General features: G+C 71.5%; 19 protein-coding genes. 2 read left to right on the top strand and 17 right to left on the bottom strand.

Annotated features, from left to right (window positions below; translation table 11 throughout):
• Nucleotides 1-42 precede the first annotated feature (42 nt).
• The 5 genes from H4N58_RS07730 to H4N58_RS07710 are packed head-to-tail and all read right to left on the bottom strand — an operon-like array spanning nucleotide 43 to nucleotide 5033.
• Nucleotides 43-1377, bottom strand: coding sequence for a class II 3-deoxy-7-phosphoheptulonate synthase (locus H4N58_RS07730; protein ID WP_182397156.1), 1335 nt, complete (start codon nucleotides 1375-1377; stop codon nucleotides 43-45).
• 45 nt (nucleotides 1378-1422) lie between these two features.
• A complete protein-coding gene (locus tag H4N58_RS07725) occupies nucleotides 1423-2448 on the bottom strand; it encodes an ATP-dependent 6-phosphofructokinase (RefSeq protein ID WP_167251898.1) in 1026 nt (341 codons plus the stop codon).
• 35 nt (nucleotides 2449-2483) lie between these two features.
• Nucleotides 2484-3128: a response regulator transcription factor gene (locus H4N58_RS07720; protein ID WP_167008339.1), complete on the bottom strand. Its 645-nt coding sequence runs from the start codon at nucleotides 3126-3128 to the stop codon at nucleotides 2484-2486.
• A 10-nt stretch (nucleotides 3129-3138) separates the two neighbouring features.
• Nucleotides 3139-4299, bottom strand: coding sequence for a MacS family sensor histidine kinase (gene macS, locus H4N58_RS07715; RefSeq protein WP_167251899.1), 1161 nt, complete (start codon nucleotides 4297-4299; stop codon nucleotides 3139-3141).
• Nucleotides 4300-4310: 11 nt separating this feature from the next.
• Nucleotides 4311-5033, bottom strand: a complete 723-nt coding sequence (locus H4N58_RS07710) for a 1-acyl-sn-glycerol-3-phosphate acyltransferase (RefSeq protein ID WP_167251900.1) — start codon at nucleotides 5031-5033, stop codon at nucleotides 4311-4313.
• A 140-nt stretch (nucleotides 5034-5173) separates the two neighbouring features.
• Here H4N58_RS07710 and H4N58_RS07705 point away from each other — a divergent pair, with 140 nt between their 5' ends.
• Nucleotides 5174-5962 carry a carboxylesterase gene (locus H4N58_RS07705; protein ID WP_243845175.1) on the top strand — a complete coding sequence of 263 codons (789 nt, stop codon included), beginning with the start codon at nucleotides 5174-5176 and terminating at the stop codon, nucleotides 5960-5962.
• Nucleotides 5959-6402 (top strand): hypothetical protein, encoded by a 444-nt coding sequence (locus H4N58_RS07700; RefSeq protein WP_167008329.1) that lies wholly within the window; start codon nucleotides 5959-5961, stop codon nucleotides 6400-6402. Before H4N58_RS07705 ends, H4N58_RS07700 begins: the two co-directional genes overlap by 4 nt.
• A gap of 3 nt (nucleotides 6403-6405) precedes the next feature.
• Here the strand turns inward: H4N58_RS07700 and H4N58_RS07695 are convergent, their stop codons facing one another.
• From H4N58_RS07695 to H4N58_RS07640, 12 genes are all read right to left on the bottom strand, one after another.
• Nucleotides 6406-7185 (bottom strand): TIM barrel protein, encoded by a 780-nt coding sequence (locus H4N58_RS07695; protein WP_243843114.1) that lies wholly within the window; start codon nucleotides 7183-7185, stop codon nucleotides 6406-6408.
• A complete protein-coding gene (locus tag H4N58_RS07690; protein WP_167251901.1) occupies nucleotides 7182-8201 on the bottom strand; it encodes a Gfo/Idh/MocA family oxidoreductase in 1020 nt (339 codons plus the stop codon). The genes H4N58_RS07695 and H4N58_RS07690 overlap by 4 nt, the downstream gene beginning before the upstream one ends.
• A complete protein-coding gene (locus H4N58_RS07685) occupies nucleotides 8198-9217 on the bottom strand; it encodes a Gfo/Idh/MocA family protein (RefSeq protein WP_243845176.1) in 1020 nt (339 codons plus the stop codon). The genes H4N58_RS07690 and H4N58_RS07685 overlap by 4 nt, the downstream gene beginning before the upstream one ends.
• On the bottom strand, nucleotides 9202-10356 hold the full coding sequence (locus tag H4N58_RS07680) for a Gfo/Idh/MocA family protein (protein ID WP_167008323.1): 1155 nt from the start codon (nucleotides 10354-10356) through the stop codon (nucleotides 9202-9204). Before H4N58_RS07680 ends, H4N58_RS07685 begins: the two co-directional genes overlap by 16 nt.
• On the bottom strand, nucleotides 10353-11291 hold the full coding sequence (locus H4N58_RS07675; RefSeq protein WP_167008320.1) for an ATP-binding cassette domain-containing protein: 939 nt from the start codon (nucleotides 11289-11291) through the stop codon (nucleotides 10353-10355). Before H4N58_RS07675 ends, H4N58_RS07680 begins: the two co-directional genes overlap by 4 nt.
• Nucleotides 11288-12325: an ABC transporter permease gene (locus H4N58_RS07670; protein WP_167008317.1), complete on the bottom strand. Its 1038-nt coding sequence runs from the start codon at nucleotides 12323-12325 to the stop codon at nucleotides 11288-11290. The genes H4N58_RS07675 and H4N58_RS07670 overlap by 4 nt, the downstream gene beginning before the upstream one ends.
• A gap of 73 nt (nucleotides 12326-12398) precedes the next feature.
• The gene (locus H4N58_RS07665; protein ID WP_167008314.1) at nucleotides 12399-13361 is read right to left on the bottom strand and encodes a sugar ABC transporter substrate-binding protein; all 963 of its coding nucleotides are present in this window, start codon (nucleotides 13359-13361) and stop codon (nucleotides 12399-12401) included.
• On the bottom strand, nucleotides 13358-15277 hold the full coding sequence (iolD, locus tag H4N58_RS07660; protein ID WP_167008311.1) for a 3D-(3,5/4)-trihydroxycyclohexane-1,2-dione acylhydrolase (decyclizing): 1920 nt from the start codon (nucleotides 15275-15277) through the stop codon (nucleotides 13358-13360). The genes H4N58_RS07665 and iolD overlap by 4 nt, the downstream gene beginning before the upstream one ends.
• On the bottom strand, nucleotides 15274-16134 hold the full coding sequence (iolB, locus tag H4N58_RS07655) for a 5-deoxy-glucuronate isomerase (RefSeq protein WP_167008308.1): 861 nt from the start codon (nucleotides 16132-16134) through the stop codon (nucleotides 15274-15276). The genes iolD and iolB overlap by 4 nt, the downstream gene beginning before the upstream one ends.
• A complete protein-coding gene (locus H4N58_RS07650) occupies nucleotides 16131-17027 on the bottom strand; it encodes an aldolase (RefSeq protein WP_167008305.1) in 897 nt (298 codons plus the stop codon). Before H4N58_RS07650 ends, iolB begins: the two co-directional genes overlap by 4 nt.
• A complete protein-coding gene (gene iolC / locus H4N58_RS07645) occupies nucleotides 17024-17944 on the bottom strand; it encodes a 5-dehydro-2-deoxygluconokinase (RefSeq protein WP_167252075.1) in 921 nt (306 codons plus the stop codon). The genes H4N58_RS07650 and iolC overlap by 4 nt, the downstream gene beginning before the upstream one ends.
• A 35-nt stretch (nucleotides 17945-17979) precedes the next feature.
• Entirely contained in the window at nucleotides 17980-18849 is an 870-nt protein-coding gene (locus tag H4N58_RS07640; protein ID WP_167009291.1) for a TIM barrel protein, read from the bottom strand.
• Nucleotides 18850-18920 lie beyond the last annotated feature (71 nt).

Genomic DNA, 18920 nt, shown 5'->3' with positions numbered 1-18920 from the left:
TCCGATCATGGCGGGCGTGGCGAGCACCCCGCAATGGCGAGCTCAGCGCTCGCGCAGCATCTCCGCGACGAGGAACGCCAGCTCCAGCGACTGCGCACGGTTGAGACGCGGGTCGCACAGCGTCTCGTAGCGGTGCGTGAGATCGGCCGCCACGAGCTTGCCGCCGCCGCCGACGCACTCGGTGACGTCGTCGCCGGTCAGCTCGACGTGGACGCCACCGGGCCAGGTGCCGAGCGCACGGTGCACCTCGAAGAAGCCCCGCACCTCGTCGATGACGTCGTCGAACTCGCGTGTCTTGTAGCCGTTGTCGGTCGCGAACGTGTTGCCGTGCATCGGATCGGTGATCCAGGCGACCTGCACACCGGCGGCGTGGACCTTCTCGACCAGCTCGGGGAGCAGGTCGCGGATCTTGCCGGCGCCGAACCGTGTGACGAACGTCAGCTTGCCCGGAGTGTTGTCCGGGTTGAGCGTGCGGGCGTACGCCAGCGCGTCGTCCGGCGTCGTCGTCGGGCCGAGCTTGATGCCGACCGGGTTGGCGATGCGGCGCAGCAGCTCGACGTGGGCACCGTCGAGCTGGCGGGTGCGCTCCCCGATCCACAGGAAGTGGCCGGAGACGTCGTACGGCTTGCTGGTGCGCTGGTCGATGCGCGTGAGGGCCTGCTCGTACTCGAGGATCAGGGCCTCGTGCGACGAGTAGAAGTCGACCGTGTGGAACTCGTCGGGATCGATGCCGATCGCGTCCATGAACGCGAGCGCCTTGTCGATCTCGTCGCCGATCGACTCGTACTGGGCACCCACCGGGCTGTTGCGCACGAAGTCGGAGTTCCAGGCGTGCATCTTGCGCAGGTCGGCGTATCCGCCCTGGGTGAAGGCGCGCGCGAGGTTCAGCGTCGCCGCAGAGGCGTGGTAGACCTCGAGCAGCCGCTGCGGGTCGTGCGCACGAGCCTCGGGCGTGAAGTCGAAGCCGTTGACGGCGTCACCCCGGTACGCCGGCAGCGTCACGCCGTCGCGGGTCTCGGTGTCGCTCGAGCGGGGCTTGGCGTACTGGCCGGCCATCCGTCCAATCTTGACGACCGGCACGCTCGCGGCGTACGTCAGCACGACCGCCATCGACAGCAGCACACGCAGCTTGTTGCGGATGTTGTCGGCGTTGACGCCGTCGAACGTCTCGGCGCAGTCGCCGCCCTGGAGGACGAACGCCTCGCCGCGCGCCACCGCTCCGAGCTTCTCGCGCAGCTGGTCGGCCTCACCGGCGAAGACCAGGGGCGGCATCCCGCGAAGACGCTCCACGGCCGCGTCGCGTGCGGCGGTGTCGAGGTAGGTCGGCTGCTGCGCCGCGCCGAGGGCGCGGAGCTCTTCGAGGGTCGGGATGCTCACCCCGCCAGGGTACGACGCGCCTGCCAGCACCCGGGCGGCGTCTCGTCACCCGAGCACGGCAGAGACCGACGCGACGAGCTCGGGCGGCACCGTCTTAAGCCGTCCCACGGCCTCGGCCAGCCGTACGCGGACGATGTCGTCGCCACGCAGAGCGACCATCGCTCCCCAGTCCCGGTCGAGGACGGCTTCGACGGCCTCGAGGCCGTAACGGGTGCCGAGGATCCGGTCGTACGCCGTCGGCGGGCCGCCGCGCTGGGTGTGGCCGAGGACCACGGTGCGTGGCTCCTGCCCGCCCCGCCGCGCCATCTCCGCCGACAGCCACGCGCCGATGCCCCCGAGCTGCACGTGACCGAACGCGTCGGTGCCGCTGCTCGAGAGGACCTCCTCGCCGTCGACCGGCAGCGCCCCCTCGGCCACGACGACGATCGGGGCCCGTCCCCGGGCCCGTACGGCGGCACAGCGCGCGAGGACGTCGTCGACGTCGAACGTCTGCTCGGGGATCAGGAGCGCGTCGGCTCCGCCGGCCAGCGCCGCGCGCAGCGCGATCCACCCGGCGTGACGGCCCATCACCTCGACGACCATCGCGCGGTGGTGCGACTCCGCGGTCGTCCGGAGCCGGTCGACCGCCTCGGTCGCGATGGCGACGGCGGTGTCGTGACCGATCGTGATGTCGGTCGCCGAGAGGTCGTTGTCGATGGTCTTGGGGACACCGACGACCGACACACCCGCCTCGGCGAGCGCGTGGGCGACGCCGAGCGTGTCCTCGCCTCCGATGGCGATCAGGGCGTCGCAGCCGGCCGCCTCGAGCCCCGCCCTGACCCGGGCGATGCCGTCGTCCATGCCCACCGGATTGGTACGGGACGAGCCGAGCATCGTGCCCCCGCGATCGAGGATGCCTGCGACGTCGTCACGACCGATCGGACGGACGTCGCCGTCGAGCGGCCCGCGCCATCCGTCACGGAAACCGACGATCTCGGCGGACGGCGCCGCCGCCGCACGCAGGACCACCGCCCGAAGGACGGCGTTCAGGCCGGGGCAGTCCCCGCCGCCCGTGAGTACTCCGATGCGCATTGCGCCCTCCCGTCCGCGCCAGCCCCCTCCGGACGCTACTCGTCGAGCCCGCGCTCGATGGCGTAGCGCACGAGCTCAACCCGGTTGTGGAGCTGGAGCTTGCGCAACGTGTTTTGCACGTGGTTCTGGACCGTGCGGTGGCTCAGGACCAGCCGCTCGGCGATCTGCTTGTAGGTGAGGCCCTTGGCGACCAAGCGCAGCACCTCGGTCTCACGGTCGGTCAGCCGCGGCGCGTCGGGCTCGTCGGCCGGCGGCGCCTCCGAGAGGCGGCGGTACTCGCCGAGGACGAGCCCCGCGAGGCCGGGCGTGAAGACGCTCTCACCGCGGGCGACGGCCTGGACGGCGTCGAGAAGAGCCTCACGCGACGCCGACTTCACGAGATAGCCGCTGGCACCGGCCTTCACGGCGTCGAGCACGTCCTGCTGCTCGCCCGAGGCACTCAGGACGAGCACCTTGGTGTCGAGACCGCGCTGGGTCAGCTGCGCGGTCACCTCGACGCCGTCGGGCGCCGGGATGTTGAGGTCGAGCAGCAGCACCTCGGGCCGGGTGGCGACCACCCGGTTGATCGCCTCGGTGCCGGTCGCCGCGGTGGCCACGACCTCGAGTCCAGCCTCCGTCAGGTCGCGGGCCACGCCTTCACGCCACAACGGGTGGTCGTCGACGACCATCACTCGTACCATGCGCGGCACATTACCGTGCCGAGGCAGCGCCGGGCACACGCTGGAGCGGGACGACGAGCTCCCACTCGCATCCATGACCAGCCGTGTCGACCAGGACTGCCTTGCCGCCGAGGTCACGGAGCCTGCCGCGGATCGAGGCCGCGACACCGAGCCTGCCCTCTGCCTCCGCCCGCTCCAGGCGACCTTCGGGGATGCCGGGACCGTCGTCGCGGACACTCACGACGACCCTGTCGCTCTCAGCCTCGAGGAGGATCCAGGTCGAGGCCTCCGGGCCACCGTGGACGAGGGTGTTGGCGCGGCAGGCCAGCACGGCGGCCACGATCTCCCCCACCGTCGCCGCCGGCATCGTCACCGGCCGGCTCGGCGTCGCGACGCTGACCTTCGGCTCGGCGAGCCCGTCGAGCGCGCGCCCGAGGTCGGTCATCTCCCCGTCGCTGGCGGACTCCTCACGTGCCCGCGACTGGATCAGGCTACGCAGCGCGAGCTCCTGCTCGCCGGCCAGGCGTCCCAGCTCGGCCGCGTCGCCACCGATCTCGGCGCCCCTGCGCTGGACGAGCGCGAGGATCTGCAGGACGCCGTCGTGGACGGCGCGGGCCAGCCGCTCACGCTCGGTCGCCATCGCCGCGGCCCGCTCGGCCTCGACGCGTCGTACGGCCGAGACGCGCAGCGCGTGGGCGCAGTAGCCGACGAGCATGGCCGCCAGCACCATGAGGAAGATGTTGCCGACCGTCGACGAGTTGACCGTCGGGCGCATCGTGACGTCGACGCTCTGCACGATCGCCGTCGCGAGGAGGCCTCCGGTCACGCCCCAGCGCACCGCCCAGCACAGCACGACGGTCGTCACCCAGTACGTCGTCAGGGTGAACGTGTGCTCGGCCAGCATCTCGGGCGTGTGGACGTACTGGGTCGAACGCAGCAGCGCCAGCGTGACGAGCATGTCGACGATGAACACCCACGACGTGCGATGACGCGGCTCGTACAGCCAGGTGACGACGCCGGACCACACGACCATCACGCCGATCAGCACCCAGGCCGTGACCGGGTGCTCGAAGTCGCGCCACCGGGCCGCGTTGACGCCGACCGCATAGACGAGCGTGACCGCCCGCAGCACCGTGAGGACACGATAGAACTGGTCGTCCACCTGCTGCGCGGCGCGCGTGACGCGGTCCATCGCGCTGGTCCCTACGACGCCTTCGGGAGCTCGTGGACGTCGGGCTCCGCCGCGGCCTCGGGCTCCGCCTTGCGCGACCGCGAGGCGTACGTGTCGACGTACTCCTGACCCGAGAGCCGCATGATCTCGTACATGATCTCGTCGGTGATCGCGCGGAGGATGTAGCGGTCGTCGGCCATCCCCTCGTACCGGCTGAAGTCCAGCGGCTCGCCGAAGCGCACGCTCGGACGGGTGTAGCGGCCGAAGATCTTGCCCGGAGGCGCGACGACGTTGGTGCCCGTCACCGCGACCGGGATCACCGGCACGCCGGACTCCAGCGCGAGCCGCGCGACGCCCGTACGGCCGCGGTAGAGACGCCCGTCCGGCGAGCGCGTGCCCTCGGGGTAGATCCCGCAGACCTCGCCCTTGGACAGCAGACGCAACTGGGTGCGCAGGGCCCCCTCAGAGGCACGCCCGCCCGTACGGTCGATCGGGACCTGCCCGGTGGAGGAGAAGAACGTCTTCTGGAACCAGCCCTTGATGCCGGGACTCGTGAAGTACTCCGCCTTGGCGACGAACGTCACCCGGCGCGGCACGACGAGGGGCATGAACAGCCAGTCGCTGTAGGAGAGGTGGTTGCTCGCGATGATCACCGGCCCCTCGGCAGGCACGTTCTCCGTCCCCGAGGCCTCCGGCCTGAACACGACCTTCAGCACCGGGCCTAGGACTACGAACTTGAGCAGCCAGTAGAGCAAGACTTCCCCTCTCGATCAGCGAAAGCGTACATTGCGCGAGCCGTCAGCTGGCGAGGACTGCACCCGTCGGCCGCTCCTCGAGGTCGCCGGAGGTGGCGATCCCCTGGCACGGACGGGGCCCCGTGGGAGAAGATGGAGGTATGGCTCAAGCCCCCATGCTGCACCCGCTCGCGCACCCGCTGGCACTCGACAGCGGCCGGACCGGTGTGCTGCTCTGCCACGGGTTCACCGGGTCGCCCGCCTCAATGACGCCATGGGCACGTCACCTCGCCTCGCAGGGGTTCACCGTGCGCGTGCCGCGGCTGCCTGGCCACGGCACGACGTGGCAGGAGCTCAACCGCACACGCTGGGAGGACTGGTACGCCGACGTCGACCGCGCGCTCGACGACCTGCGGAGCCGCTGCGACCACGTCGCCGTCGCCGGCCTGTCGATGGGCGGCGCGCTCGCGCTGCGGCTCGCCGAGCAACGCCCCTCCGACGTCGACGCGATCGTCCTGGTGAACCCGGCGGTCAACCTGGTCGATCGCCGGCTCGCCGCGCTCCCCGTCCTGCGCCACGTGGTCCCGTCGCTCCCCGGCATCGGCAACGACATCAAGAAGGCCGGGGTGGACGAGTCGGGCTACGACCGTACGCCGCTGCACGCTCTGTGGTCGCAGACGAGGCTGTGGGCCGACGTCCGCGCCAACCTGCACCGCGTCATGCAGCCCCTGCTGCTGTTCCGCTCCGTGGACGACCACGTGCTCGACCCGTCGTCCGCCCGGATCGTCCTCGCCGGGGTCTCCTCGGCGGTGGCGGTCGAGGTCGTCCTGGAGGACAGCTATCACGTGGCGACGCTCGACCACGACGCCGATCGGATCTGGCAGGAGTCGGCGGCGTTCATCGCCCGCCACACCAGCCCCAGCCCGCAGGAGAGTGATCCGGCCCGATGAGCGGATCGACCTCCGACGACGAGGAGTTCGAGCGGATCGTGGCAGGTCTGGAGCTCTCGCTCCCCGACGCCGACGAGGACCCACCCGACACGAGCGCGACCAACGCGCTGGCGCCACCGGCGGGCGCGCAGGAGGTGTTCCAGCCGCGCTGGTCCGACCCGCTGCCGGACGAGGAGGATGACGACGCCTGGCAGGACGGCGACTTCGTGCCGCCGGAGCCCGAGCCGTTGCCGCCGGGCGACCGCTGGACCCGCGCCGCGTGGGCGGGGCTGATCGGCGGGCCGGCGCTGCTGTTCGTGCTCGCGGTCGTCGGCGCCCCGGTCCCCGGCGTCATCCCGGGCGCCGCGGTCGTGGCGTTCGTGGCGGGCCTGCTCGTGCTGCTCGTACGCCGTGGCGACCACAATCGCGGTGACGACCCCGACCACGGCGCTGTCCTCTGACCCTCACTCCACCGTGAACGCCTCACGAAAGCGCTCGAGCGCGAGGTCGGAGCCGCCTGAGGCCCAGGCTTCCAGGGCGACCACGCCGTCGTAGCCCGTGGCGGCCAGCTCCTGGGCGACGTACGACCACCGGACCTCGCCGGTGCCGGGCTCGCAGCGGCCCGGCACGTCGGCGACCTGCACCTCACCGACGTACGGGGCCGCCCTGCGGACGAGCTCGACGAGATTCCCCTCGCCGATCTGTGCGTGGTAGAGGTCGAGGTTCATCTTGAGGTGGTCGCTGCCAACGGCCCGCACCAGCGCGAGCGTGTCTGCGGCCCGGCCGAACGGCGTGCCCGGGTGGTCGACCTCGGTGTTGAGGTTCTCGAGCACGTACGTCACGCCCTCGCGCTCGGCGAGCGCGGCGACCCGCTCGAGCGTGCGCAGCGCCGACAGCCACATCTCGCCGGTGACGACCTCGACCGGGCGTACGGGGATGCCTCCGTCGCCGAGGCCGGTGCCGTGGATGTTGAGCGTGGGACAGCCGATCGCGTGCGCGAACGGGATCGACTCGGCCGCCGTACGCAGCAGCTCGTCGGCGCCGTCGGGCGTGACCAGGTCGCCGCTCACGTAGCCGGTCATCGACGTGAAGCGTGCGCCGGTGCCGGCGAGCAGGGCCGCGTCTTTGCTCGTCCAGTCCCAGATCTCGACCGCGAACCCGGCGTCGTGGATCGTGCGCACCCGCTCGAGGTGGGGCAGGTCGAGATAGACCATCTCCGAGCAGACGGCGAGGGTGAAGGTCACGCCGGGAGCCCCTTGTCGACCTCGACGCGAGCGTCGGAGCGCATCGACGCGATGCACGCCTGCGCGATCGCGAGGGCGGCGCGCGCGTCGGCCCCGGTGACGTACGGGGCCCTCCCCTCCTGCACCGCGGCGACGAACTCGGCGAGCTCGGCCGCGTACGCGTCGCCGAGCAGCTCGACGTCACCGCGCGCCGTACCGGCCAGGCGCCCGGACGCGACGTGCAGCCGCATCGACGACGAGGCGCCGTCGCCCGCAGTTACCATGCCCGCCGAGCCCAGGACTTCGCCCCGTACGTCGTAGCCGTACGCCGCGGCGAAGCTCGCCTCGGCGGTGGCGATCGCTCCGTTGTCGTAGCGGATCACCACGACAGCGGAGTCCAGCAGCCCGGAGGCCTTGAAGTCGGGCGCCACCAGCGCGTCTGCCGTCGCGAGCACGTCGACGGCGCGCGCGCCGGGGTTGAGCCAGTTCAGCGTGTCGAAGTCGTGGATGAGCGTCTGGGTGAAGATCGTCCACGGCGGCACCGCACCGGGGTCGGCCGGGCCGTCCCCGGGGTCGCGGGTGAGCGACCGCATCATCCGCACACTGCCGATCGCGCCGTCGCCGATCGCCTCGTGAGCGGCACGGAAGTCGCGGGCGAAGCGCCGGTTGAACCCGACCTGGAACACCACGCCCGCCGCAGCCGTCGCCGCGAGCCCCTGGTCGATCTCGGCGAGCGTCATGCCCGCCGGCTTCTCGCAGAACACGTGCTTGCCGGCCTGCGCGGCGGCGACCACGAGGGCCGTGTGCGCGGTCGACGACGCCGCGATCACGACCGCATCGACGTCGTCGGCGCCGATCACGGCCTCCGCGGAGGTCTCGGCCCGTGCGCCGAGCGACTCGGCCAGTGCCGCCGCAACGCCGGGACGCGGGTCGGCCACGGCGACGAGATCGGCCCCGTGGACCCTGCGGGCGAGGGTCTCGGCGTGGGCCGCTCCGATCCGTCCGGCACCGATCAGCCCGATGCGGACCGCGCTCATCGCTCGCCCCGGGCGTACAGGTCGGGGCGCGTCGCGCTGACCACGGCCTGGCGGCTGCCGCCGAGGAGCGCGGCGACCCCGGCCTCGGCGACGACGTTCGCGAGATAGCCGTCCCACGCGGTCGGACCGTCGACCCCGCCGGCGCACGCGGCACGGGCCCACGCCGCCAGCTCGTGCCGGTAGGCGTCGGCGAAGTGGACCACGAAGTCGCGCGCGACCTCGACGCCCTCGACGCCGGCGATCCTCGTGCTGACCGCGGGGGTCGGGACGAGGGAGGCCGTGCCGGTCGTGCCGACGACCTCGCAGCGGACGTCGTACCCGTAGCCGGCGTTGACGAAGACCTCGACCGTCGCGAGCGCTCCCCCGGCCATCTCCAGCGTCGCGAGCTGGGGGTCGGGGAGCCCGTCGCGCACCGGCGACTCGACCCGGATGCCGACGATCTCGTCGTCGAGCAGCCAGGCGACCGTGTCGAGCTCATGGATCATCGACCCGGTGATGATGCCGGGTCCGGTCGCGCTCGTGGCGCTGGAGGCGTTGCGGTGCACGTTGTGCACGACCCGCACGTCGCCGAGCACGCCAGAGGTCACCGTCTCCTTCAACCGCGCGTAGCCGGGGTCGTACCGGCGCATGAAGCCGACCTGGACCAGCCGTCGGCCCCCAGCGACCTCGGCCTCGACGACGCGGAGCGCGTCCTGCGCGGTGACGGCCAGCGGCTTCTCGCACAGCACGGGCTTGCCCGCGGAGATGCAGGCCACGGCGAGGTCGGCGTGGGTCATGTCCGGCGAGGCGATGATGACGGCGTCGACCTCGTCGGACCCGATCAGCTCCTCGGCCGACGCCGCGACCTCGCCGCCAGCCGGCTGCGCCAGCTGCTCGGCTCGCGCGGTGTCGCGGTCGTAGACCCTCGTCACGGCGGTGCCGGGAACGGCCGTCGTCAGAGTACGGACGTGGTCGGCGCCCATCGCCCCTGCACCGACGACCCCGACCCGCAGCGCGGCCGTCACAGTGTCACCCACCGGCGCTCTGCGAGCGACGCACGCATGGCGTCGATCGTCTGCGCAGCGACGACCGCGTCGTGGATCGTCGCACCGTGCGGCTTGCCGTCGGCGATCGACCGTACGAGGCGCTCGGCCTCGATCACCTTGAGGTCGTCGTAGCCCATCGCGATGCCGGCGCCGGGCTGGAAGGCGCCGAGCTCACCGTCGCCCGGCCTCACGAACCAGGTCGCGTACGAGGCGTCCTGGTAGTCCTGGTCGAGGCACACCCGGAGCTCGCCGATCCGGCGGAAGTCCCAGGCGAGCGCGCCCTTCGTGCCGTGCACCTCGATGCCGTACGTGCACTGCTCGCCCACCGACGCGCGGCTCGACGAGAGCGTCCCGCGCGCGCCGCCGGCGAAGCGGAGCAGCGCGCCCACGTAGTCCTCGTTCTCGACGTCGACGAGCGGCCCCTCGCCGCCGCGCGCGAAGTGCGACGCCGCCCCGACCGAGGGCGGACGCTGAGGGATGAACCGCGCATCGTCGGCGACGAGCTCGGCGATGTCGCCGACGACGAAGCGGGCCAGGTCCGTCGCGTGGCTGACGAGGTCGCCGAGGACACCGGAGCCGGCGTACGCGTCCTGGAAGCGCCAGGTGAGCGCGCCCTGCGGGTGCGCGGCGTAGTCGGAGACGAAGCGGACGTCGACGTGCGTCAGCGTGCCGAGCCGGCCCGATTCGACGAGCTCCTTGGCACGTTCGACCGCCGGCGCGTTGCGGTAGTTGAACCCGACCGCCGACTGCACGCCGGCCGCGTCCACCGCCGCGCCGATCGCGCGGGTCTCGTCGGCGCTCCGTCCGGCCGGCTTCTCGATCCAGAGGTGCTTGCCTGCCTCGGCGACGGCCACACCGACCTCGGCGTGGATGTCGTTCGGCCCCGTCACCGACACGACGTCGACGTCCTCGCGCTCGAGGAGGTCGCGCCAGTCGGCGTAGGTCCGCTCGAACCCGTATGCGGCAGCGGCGCGTGCGAGCCGGTCGTCGTCGGCGGTGTCGGCCACTGCCACGAGGCGTGGCCGCCGCGGCGCGTCCGGGTAGTGGTGGAGGAGCCGCGCGTAGGCGCGGGCGTGGGCCTGGCCCATCCACCCGAACCCGACCACCGCCACCCGCAGGTCGTGCGTCATGCGCGCGTACGCCCTTCCGGCTCGGTGGGGGTGTCGATCGCCGCCTCGACCCCGGCGGCATCGGCGACCAGTTCCTGCGCGATCGCCGAGTCGGCACCGAGGTCGCGGCTCAGCTCGTGGCCCAGCGCCTCCAGCTCGGCGCCGCCGGCCATCATCGCGGTCAGCTCGTCGAGCGTCATCTCAGACTTCGGGAAGTCACCCATGCTGCGTCCGCGGCGCAGCAGGACGAATCGGTCTCCGACCGGGTACGCGTGGTGCGGGTTGTGCGTGATGAACACGACGCCGAGGCCGCGCTCACGGGCCTTCGCGATGTACTTGAGGACCACGCCGGACTGCTTCACGCCGAGGGCGGCGGTGGGCTCGTCGAGGATCAGCACCCGCGCCCCGAAGTAGACCGCCCGGGCGATGGCGACGCACTGACGCTCGCCGCCGGACAGCGTGCCGATGGGCTGATCGACATCGCGCAGGTCGATGCCCATGTCGGCGAGCTCCTTCTTGGTGGTGCGCTTCATGAGGTCGATGTCGAGCCGCCTCAGAGGGCCCACCCCCTTCGTCGGCTCCGACCCGAGGAAGAAGTTGCGCCACACCGGCATCAACGGCACGACCGCCAGGTCCTGGTAGACCGTCGCGATGCCGAGGGCGAGCGCAGCGCGCGGGCTCGCGAACTGGCGCGCGATGCCGTCGACGAGAAGCGTCCCCTCGGAGTGCTCGTGCGCTCCGGCGAGGATCTTGATGAACGTCGACTTGCCCGCGCCGTTGTCGCCGAGGACGCATGTCACCTCACCGGCCTTCACGGTCGTCGAGACGTCGCTCAACGCGTTGATGTTGCCGTAGTGCTTGCCGATGTCGCGGACCTCGATGATCGTCGTCCCGGGAGGGGGCGGCGCGCTCGTGGTGACGCTCGTGCTCTCCTGCTGCTTGCCCGCGCTGCTCATCGTGCGTTCTCCGCCCTCTTGCGAACCCAGTTGTTGATCAGGCACGCCCCCAGGAGCATCACGCCGAGGACCGCCTTCAGCCAGTTGCTGTCCCAGCCGGAGTACGGGATGCCCTGGTTGACCATCCCGTAGATGAGGGCCCCTAGGGCGGCGCCGATCGCCGATCCGTACCCGCCGGTGAGCAGGCATCCGCCGACGACCGCGCAGATGATGTAGATGAACTCCTGGCCGATGCCCGTGTTGCTCTGCACGGTCGACGTCCGGAACAGGACCAGCATCCCGACCAGCCAGCCGGCGAAGGCAGTGGTCATGAACAGCCCGATCTTGGTCCGGAACACCGGCACGCCGACCTGGCGCGAGGCGGACTGTGCTCCCCCGACCGCAAAGATCCAGTTGCCTGCGCGGGTCCGCATGAGCACCCACGACGCGATGATCGTGACCGCGATCCACCAGAGCACCGAGACGTGGATGGTGGCGCCGCCCACGGAGAAGGTCGACCCGAAGATCTTCTGCGGCTGGGCGTAGAAGGGGACGTTGGACATCCCCTGGATCGCGACCTGTCCGATGATCAGCTTCACGAGCGCGAGGTCGATGCCTTGGAGCACGAAGAACGTGCCGAGCGTGACGATGAAGCTCGGCAGGCCGGTCTTCATCACCATGAAGCCGTTGAGGGCGCCCACCGCCAGCGCGAGGACCAGGGCCACCACGATCGCGACCCAGATGTTCAGCCCCCAGTGCGTGGTGAGAACCCCGACCGTGAGCCCTGTGAAGCCCGTCATGACGCCGGCCGAGAGGTCGAACTCGCCACCGATCATCAGCAGCGCGACGGCGACCGCCATGATGCCGATCGTCGACGACGTCTGGAGCCACGTGCTGGCTCCTGCGGGGGTGGCGAAAGTCTCCGTCGTTAGCGCGAAGAAGAGGAACACCACGAGCGCGGCGATGAGCGCGCCGATCTCAGGGCGTTTGAGGAGCCGCGCCACCGGACCTGTCGTGGCGAGCCGTTCGTCTGGTTGTGCGGTAGCTGTCGCCATCGTCCTTCTCCTGTCGCGGTGGCTGCGGGGGTGGTGGGGCCCCGTTCCCCCGACCGGGGCCCCACCGGGCACGTCAGCGCGTGCCGTTCTTCGCGAACTCGAGCACGTCGTCGGCATTCTCCTGCGTGACGAACGCGGGTCCGGAGTTGACCGGCTGGCCACCGCCGACATCGTTGCCGTTGAGATCCTTCAGGTACAGCGTCGTCACGCCGAGGTAGCCCTGGACGTACGGCTGCTGATCGACGGCGAAGAGGATCTTGCCGTCCTGGACGTTGGTGATCACGTCCTCGGAAAGGTCGAAGGTGGCGACCTTCGCGGCGCTCCCCGCCTGCTCGACGGCGCCGACCGCGTCGATCGCGTACTGGCCGCCGAGGGTGAGGACGCCGTCGATGGAGGAGTCGGCCTGCAGCTTCGACGTGATGCTCGCCTGGACGGCGGCGTCGTCGGTGCCGTCGACCTGAAGGTTCTCGACCTTGCCGCCGAGGGTCTCCCCCACCGCCTTGCAGCGCTCCTCGAGGCCGACGTTGCCCGCCTCTTGGATCACGCAGACCACGTTGGACAGGCCCTCGTCCTTGAGTCGCTGGCCCACCGCCTGGCCGGCGATCGTCTCGCTCTGGCCGACGTGGGTGATCGCGCCGAACTCCTGGAAACGGTCGACGCCCGAGTTGATCGTCACCACCGGGATGCCGGCCGCGACGGCCGCCTTGATGCTCGTCTCCAGACCGTCAGGGTTGGCCATCGAGACGACGATGCCGTCGACCTTGTCGGCGACCGCTCCGTCGATCTTCTGCGACTGGCCGGCCGGGTCCGGGTCGCTGTCGTACTGCACGGTGACGCCGTAGTCGTCGCCGGCCTGCTCAGTGCCGGACTTGACGCGGTCCCAGAACGCGTCGCCCGCGCTGGAGTGCGTGATGACGGCGTACGTGAAGTCCCCCTTGTTGCCCGAGGCGCCGTCGTCGTCCTGGCCCGTCCCGCTGCACGCGGTCAGCGCGAGGGTGGCAGCCGCGACGACTCCGAAGAGTCTGAATCTGTTCATGGCAGGCGATCTCCTTGATTTCTGTGAGGTTCGAGATGGTGACGCTGGTTCTGCTTGTGCGCGTCGTACGTCGCGCGGGCCTCGCGGGTCGCGTCGAGGGTCGACACCTCCGCGACGGGCACGTCCCACCAGGCCGGGCTGTCCGGTGCCGGGACGAGCGGGTCTGTCTCGACGTGGATCACGGTGGTCCGCGTCGAGGCTTTGGCACTGCGCAGGGCCGCACGCAGGTCGTCGAGGCTCTTCGCGGAGATGACGTCCGCGCCGAGCGACGCGGCGTTCGCCGCCAGGTCGACCGGGAGGCGGCCGCCGTCGAGCCCGGACGGCGTCCGGTAGCGGTAGCGCGTGCCGAACCGGTGCGAGCCCAACGAATCCGAGAGCGCACCGATCGACGCGTAGCCGTGGTTCTGAACGAGCACGACGACGATCTTGACATCCTCGGCGACCGCGGTGACCAGCTCGGTGCTCATCATGAGGTAGGAGCCGTCACCGACCATGACGACGACATCGCGCGGATCGCCCGCGTCGTCGGCCGCCAGCTTGACGCCGAGACCGCCTGCGATCTCGTATCCCATGCACGAGTAGCCGTACTCGACGTGGTAACCCTTGCGGTCGCGCGTACGCCACAGCTTGTGCAAGTCGCCCGGCATGGAGCCCGCCGCGCACACCACCACGTCGCGCGGATCCGTCCCCTCGTTGACGACCCCGATCACGGCCGACTGGGCGAGCAGCGGCTCGTGGTCGAGCCCGTACGCCTCCTCGACGACCGCGTCCCAGGCGCGGGCCCGCTCGGTCGCGTCGGCGGTGTGCTCAGCGGGTGCGCGCCACCCCGAGAGCGCATCGGTCAACGCCTCCAGCCCGGTAAGGGCGTCCGCGACCAGCGAGAGACCGGCGTGCTTGTGCGCGTCGACGGCGGCGACGTTGAGGTTGACGAACCGGACGTCGGGGTGGGCGAACACCGTCCGCGACGCGGTGGTGAAGTCGCTCCACCGCGTCCCGACACCGAGGACGAGGTCGGCCTCGTTCGCGAGCGCGTCCGCGGCCTCCGTCCCGGTCGCCCCGATCGCGCCGACCGCCTGCGGGTGGTCGTACGGGAGCGAGCCCTTGCCCGCCTGCGTCTCCGCCACTGGGATGCCGGTCGCCTCGGCGAACGTACGGAGCGCGTCGTCGGCACCTGCGTAGAGGACGCCACCGCCCGCGACCAGGAGCGGGCGCTGCGCCGAGCGGATCAGCACGGCCGCCTGCGCGACGAGGCTCGGCTCGGGGAGCGGCCGCGCAATGTGCCAGACCCGCCGCTCGAACAGCGCGTCGGGCCAGTCGTACGCCTCGGCCTGCACGTCCTGCGGCAGGCACAGCGTGACCGCGCCGGTGTCGGCCGGGTCGGTAAGGACCCGCATCGCGGCGAGCAGCGCGGACGGGAGCTGCTCGGGGCGCTCGATGCGATCCCAGTAGCGCGAGACGGGTCGGAAGGTGTCGTTCACCGAGGCCTTCATGCTGGTCGGGTCCTCGAGCTCCTGCAGCACCGGGTTCGCGACGCGGGTCGCGAAGACGTCTCCCGGCAGGAGCAGCACCGGCAGGCGGTTGATCGTCGCGAGCGCGGCACCGGTGACCATGTTGGTCGCGCCCGGTCCGACCGACGCCGTCACCGCGAAGGCGGCCATGCGGTCACGCTGCCGGGCGTACGCGACGCTCGCGTGGACCATCGCCTGCTCGTTGCGGCCCTGCAGGTAGCGCAGGTGGGACGGGTCGCCGGAGAGCTCCCGTTCGAGCAGGGCCTCGCCGATCCCGGCGACGTTGCCGTGGCCGAAGATGCCCCAGCAGCCGGCGAAGAACGCGTTCTCTTCGCCGTCGCGCTCGACGTGCTGCGCCTCCAAGAACCGGACGAGGGCCTGGGCGACGGTCAGTCGGGTCGTGCTCATCGGGGTCCTCCCTTCGGGAGCCGGGGGTCGATGGGCTGGTCTGCCCAGGTGTCGCGCACCCAGGCGTGCTGCGGGTCGTCGCTGATCAGCCACGCCCGCTCGTCTCCCGGGCCCGCCATCACGTTCAGGTAGTAGAGGTCGTACCCGGGTGCGGCCATCGACGGACCGTGCCAGCCGTACGGGATGAGGACGACGTCGCCCGAGCGCACCTCGGCGAGCTCGTCGATCGGCGCCCCGTCATGGCCGTACACGCGCTGGTAGCCCAGGCCAGGCCCGTTCGGCCCGTCGGCGACTTCGAAGTAGTAGATCTCCTCCAGCTCGCTCTCGTGCTCGCCCTGCTCGTCGTGCTTGTGCGGCGGGTACGACGACCAGTTGCCGGCAGGCGTCAGCACCTCGCAGACGATCAGCCGGTCAGCCTCGAACGTGCCGGGCAGGCACAGGTTGTGGACCTGGCGGCTGGCGCTCCCGGCTCCCCGCAGCTCCACCGGGACGTCGGCGGCGGCCACGCGACGGAACGGGAGCGTACGGTCGCATCGGGCCGAGGCGAGCGCGAACCGGCCGCCGTTCTCGCTCACGATCGTGACGTCTGCCCCTCTCGGGACGTAGACGAAGTCGCTCGGCCCCGCGAACACGTCCGGCCGTCCGGCGACGACGAGCTCGTCGTCGCCGCACCGCACCCGGCACGAGCCGGCCAGGGCGAGCACCAGCACCTCGGCGTCCCCGGTCGCGGCGTCATACGACTCCCCCGGTGCGAGCCGCAGGACGCGCAGGCCGCTGAAGCCCCACCCGGCGCTCTCCGGCGTCACGTCGAGCGCGACCTGCCCCTCGCGGGCGCTGTGCAGAACGCGCCCGCTCATCGGGAGATCATCTCCACCGTGGCGTCCACGGCTGCCTCGACGTCGCCGTCAGGCGGGTACAGCAGCGAGCGGCCGACGACCATCCCCCGGACCTGGGGACTGGCGAGCGCCTTGGACCACGCGGCAAACTGCGCCCCCTGGTCCGACGACACCTCGCCACCGAGCAGGACGACCGGCAGCGTGGTGGCGGCGAGGACCGCGTCCATGTCGTCGACGACCGGCAGCTTCAGCCAGGTCCGCGACGAGGTCCCTCCGAGCCCGGCGGCCACGGTCGCCGACCGTACGACCGCCTCGGTCGTGAGATCGTTGCGGATCCGCCCCCGCTCGTCGCGGTGCGAGAGGAACGGCTCGACCATCGCCGTCAGCCGGTGTGCGGCGAGGTCGTCGACCGCTCGTGCGCACGCCTCCATCGTTCGCACCGTAGCGGGGTCCGACGGATCGATGCGCAGCAGCATCTTGCCGCCTTGAAGACCTGCCCGGCGGATCGAGGCCGCGTCGTACCCGGTGAAGCGGTCGTCGATCTCGAACGCGGTGCCCGCGAGGCCGCCACGGTTCATCGATCCGAAGACGACCTTGTCCTCCAGCACCCCCATCAGCAGCAGGTCGTCCACGAGGTCGGCCGTCCCGAGGAAGCCGTCGACGCCGGGCCGCTCCAGCGCCCGGACCACCCTGTCGAGCAGCACGGCACGGTCGCCCATCGCCAACGGGTCGTCGCCGGCCCGCAGCGCGCCACGGGCGGGATGGTCCGCGGCGACGAGCAGGAGCCGGCCGGTCTGGCCGACGAGACTGTCAGGCCGGCGCCGTTCCTCGGCAAGGCGTCCGATGCACTCCGGGTCGCGGACCCGGGCGTCGACGAGCTCGGCGACGGTGGATCCGGTCACGCGCGTGCTCATGCGTGACCGCCCAGCATCGTCGTGACCTGCGCGACGTCCGGCATCGCGTCGGCGCAGGCCAGCTGCCCGGCGACGTACGCGCCGGCGGCGTTCGCGAACGACAGCGTCCGTCGCAGGTCCCACCTCTCCAGCAGCCCGTGGCACAGCGCACCCCCGAACGCGTCGCCGGCGCCGAGGCCGTTGACCACCTCGACGGGCACCGGCGGCACGATGACGTGCTCGCGGCCATCCGTGCCGAGCACTCCGGCCGGCCCCTGCTTCACGACCGCCAGACCCACGCCGGCGTCGCGCAGCGCCTTCGCCGCGGCCTCCGGGTCGGACTCGCCGACCGCGACCTCGCACTCCTCGCGGTTGCCGACGGCCACGGTCACGTACGGCAGCGCGCGGGCGACCTGCGCGCTCGCCTCGTCCGCCGACGCCCAGAACATCGGCCGGTAGTCGAGGTCGAGCACCGTCACGCCACGCCCGCCGCGCGCCTCGAGCGCGGTCAGCGTCGCCTCCCGGCTCGGCTCCTCGGACAGACCCGTCACGGTCACCCAGAACACGTCTGCCGCGCGTACGGCGTCGAGGTCGAGCTCGTCGGCGCGGATCTGGAGATCGGGAGCGGTCGGGAGGCGGTAGAAGTACAGCGGGAAGTCGTCCGGAGGGAAGATCTCGCAGAACGTGACCGGGGTCGGAAGACCGGCGACGGAGGTGACGAACCGGTCGTCGACGCCGAAGCCGTCGAGCGCCCGGTGCACGAACCGGCCGAAGGGATCGTCGCCGGTACGGGTGATCACCGCCGACCGGCGACCGAGCCGCGCAGCGGCAACCGCGACGTTGGTCGCGCTGCCGCCGAGGAACTTGGCGAACGACGTCACGTCCTCCAGCCCCACGCCCACCTGCTCGGGATAGATGTCGACCCCGACCCGGCCCATCGTCAGCACCTCGAAGGGTGTCGTCTCGTGTGGCGTCACGGGGCGACACCCTCGAGGTAGGTGAGGCTCGCCCGGACGTCGCCGAGCGGGCCCTCGCCCTCCGGCTCGTGGTCCAGCATCACGTCCTGCTCCAGCACGTACCAGCCGTCGTAGCCGTGCGTCTCGAGCAGCCCGACGAGGCCTGCGACGTCGACGTCACCCTGCCCGAGCGGGCGGAACAGGCCAGCCCGTACGGCGTCGCTGAACGTGGAGCGGCCCTCGTGCACGTCGCTCGCCAGCTGCGCGTCGACGTCCTTGAGGTGGACGTGCGCGATGCGGTCCGGGTGTTCCTTGGTCAGCAGGACCGGGTCGGCGCCCGCCGCCATGAGGTGTCCTGTGTCGACGCACAGGGACACACGCGAGCGGGTCAGCACGGTCTCGACCTCCTCGGCACCCTCGACCATCGTCCCCACGTGCGGATGGAGGGCGGCGACCAGCCCGCGGGCCTGGGCGCGGTCGTGCAAGGCGTCCAAGCGTGCACAGAGGGTCGCCCACTGGGCCTCGCCCAGCTCGGGACGCGCGTCGTACCCGTTCACCCCGGTCGCGGCGGCGAGGACGACGACCCCGGCACCGGCGGCGACGCACGCGTCCGCGAAGGCGTCGAACGCGGCGGTCGGGTCGGAGTCGGCGTCGTGGAGCACGACCGGCAGGAAGCCTCCGACCGCCTGCAGACCGTGCTCGCGGAGCACCGCGGCCTTGGCCACCGGGTCGTCGGGAAGCCAGCCCTCCGGCCCGAACTCGGTCGCCTCGAGGCCCACCTCCCGCATCTCGTCGAGCACACGCTCTCTCGACAGCTGGAGGCCCCACCCCTCGACCTCGCACACACCCCACGAGATCGGAGCCCCGGCGATCCGGCCACGCATCATGTCCACCTTGCCTTTGTCGCTGGTCGTCCTGATGCCGTCAGTGTGGCGACCCTCACATAAGGTGTCAATAC

The organism is Mumia sp. ZJ1417, assembly GCF_014127285.1.
In the GTDB taxonomy this organism is placed as follows: Bacteria; Actinomycetota; Actinomycetes; order Propionibacteriales; family Nocardioidaceae; genus Mumia.
This window is presented reverse-complemented; position numbering and strand designations above follow the sequence as displayed.

What these genes read in the sequence shown, in the direction of transcription:
- iolB (WP_167008308.1), bottom strand. Translation starts at nt 16,134, where the DNA reads ATGAGCGGGCGCGTTCTGCACAGCGCCCGCGAGGGGCAGGTCGCGCTC.
- H4N58_RS07705 (WP_243845175.1), top strand. Translation starts at nt 5,174, where the DNA reads ATGGCTCAAGCCCCCATGCTGCACCCGCTCGCGCACCCGCTGGCACTC.
- H4N58_RS07720 (WP_167008339.1), bottom strand. Translation starts at nt 3,128, where the DNA reads ATGGTACGAGTGATGGTCGTCGACGACCACCCGTTGTGGCGTGAAGGC.
- H4N58_RS07640 (WP_167009291.1), bottom strand. Translation starts at nt 18,849, where the DNA reads ATGATGCGTGGCCGGATCGCCGGGGCTCCGATCTCGTGGGGTGTGTGC.
- H4N58_RS07675 (WP_167008320.1), bottom strand. Translation starts at nt 11,291, where the DNA reads ATGAGCAGCGCGGGCAAGCAGCAGGAGAGCACGAGCGTCACCACGAGC.
- H4N58_RS07680 (WP_167008323.1), bottom strand. Translation starts at nt 10,356, where the DNA reads ATGACGCACGACCTGCGGGTGGCGGTGGTCGGGTTCGGGTGGATGGGC.
- H4N58_RS07665 (WP_167008314.1), bottom strand. Translation starts at nt 13,361, where the DNA reads ATGAACAGATTCAGACTCTTCGGAGTCGTCGCGGCTGCCACCCTCGCG.
- iolD (WP_167008311.1), bottom strand. Translation starts at nt 15,277, where the DNA reads ATGAGCACGACCCGACTGACCGTCGCCCAGGCCCTCGTCCGGTTCTTG.
- H4N58_RS07650 (WP_167008305.1), bottom strand. Translation starts at nt 17,027, where the DNA reads ATGAGCACGCGCGTGACCGGATCCACCGTCGCCGAGCTCGTCGACGCC.
- iolC (WP_167252075.1), bottom strand. Translation starts at nt 17,944, where the DNA reads ATGGGCCGGGTCGGGGTCGACATCTATCCCGAGCAGGTGGGCGTGGGG.
- H4N58_RS07725 (WP_167251898.1), bottom strand. Translation starts at nt 2,448, where the DNA reads ATGCGCATCGGAGTACTCACGGGCGGCGGGGACTGCCCCGGCCTGAAC.
- H4N58_RS07700 (WP_167008329.1), top strand. Translation starts at nt 5,959, where the DNA reads ATGAGCGGATCGACCTCCGACGACGAGGAGTTCGAGCGGATCGTGGCA.
- macS (WP_167251899.1), bottom strand. Translation starts at nt 4,299, where the DNA reads ATGGACCGCGTCACGCGCGCCGCGCAGCAGGTGGACGACCAGTTCTAT.
- H4N58_RS07670 (WP_167008317.1), bottom strand. Translation starts at nt 12,325, where the DNA reads ATGGCGACAGCTACCGCACAACCAGACGAACGGCTCGCCACGACAGGT.
- H4N58_RS07690 (WP_167251901.1), bottom strand. Translation starts at nt 8,201, where the DNA reads ATGAGCGCGGTCCGCATCGGGCTGATCGGTGCCGGACGGATCGGAGCG.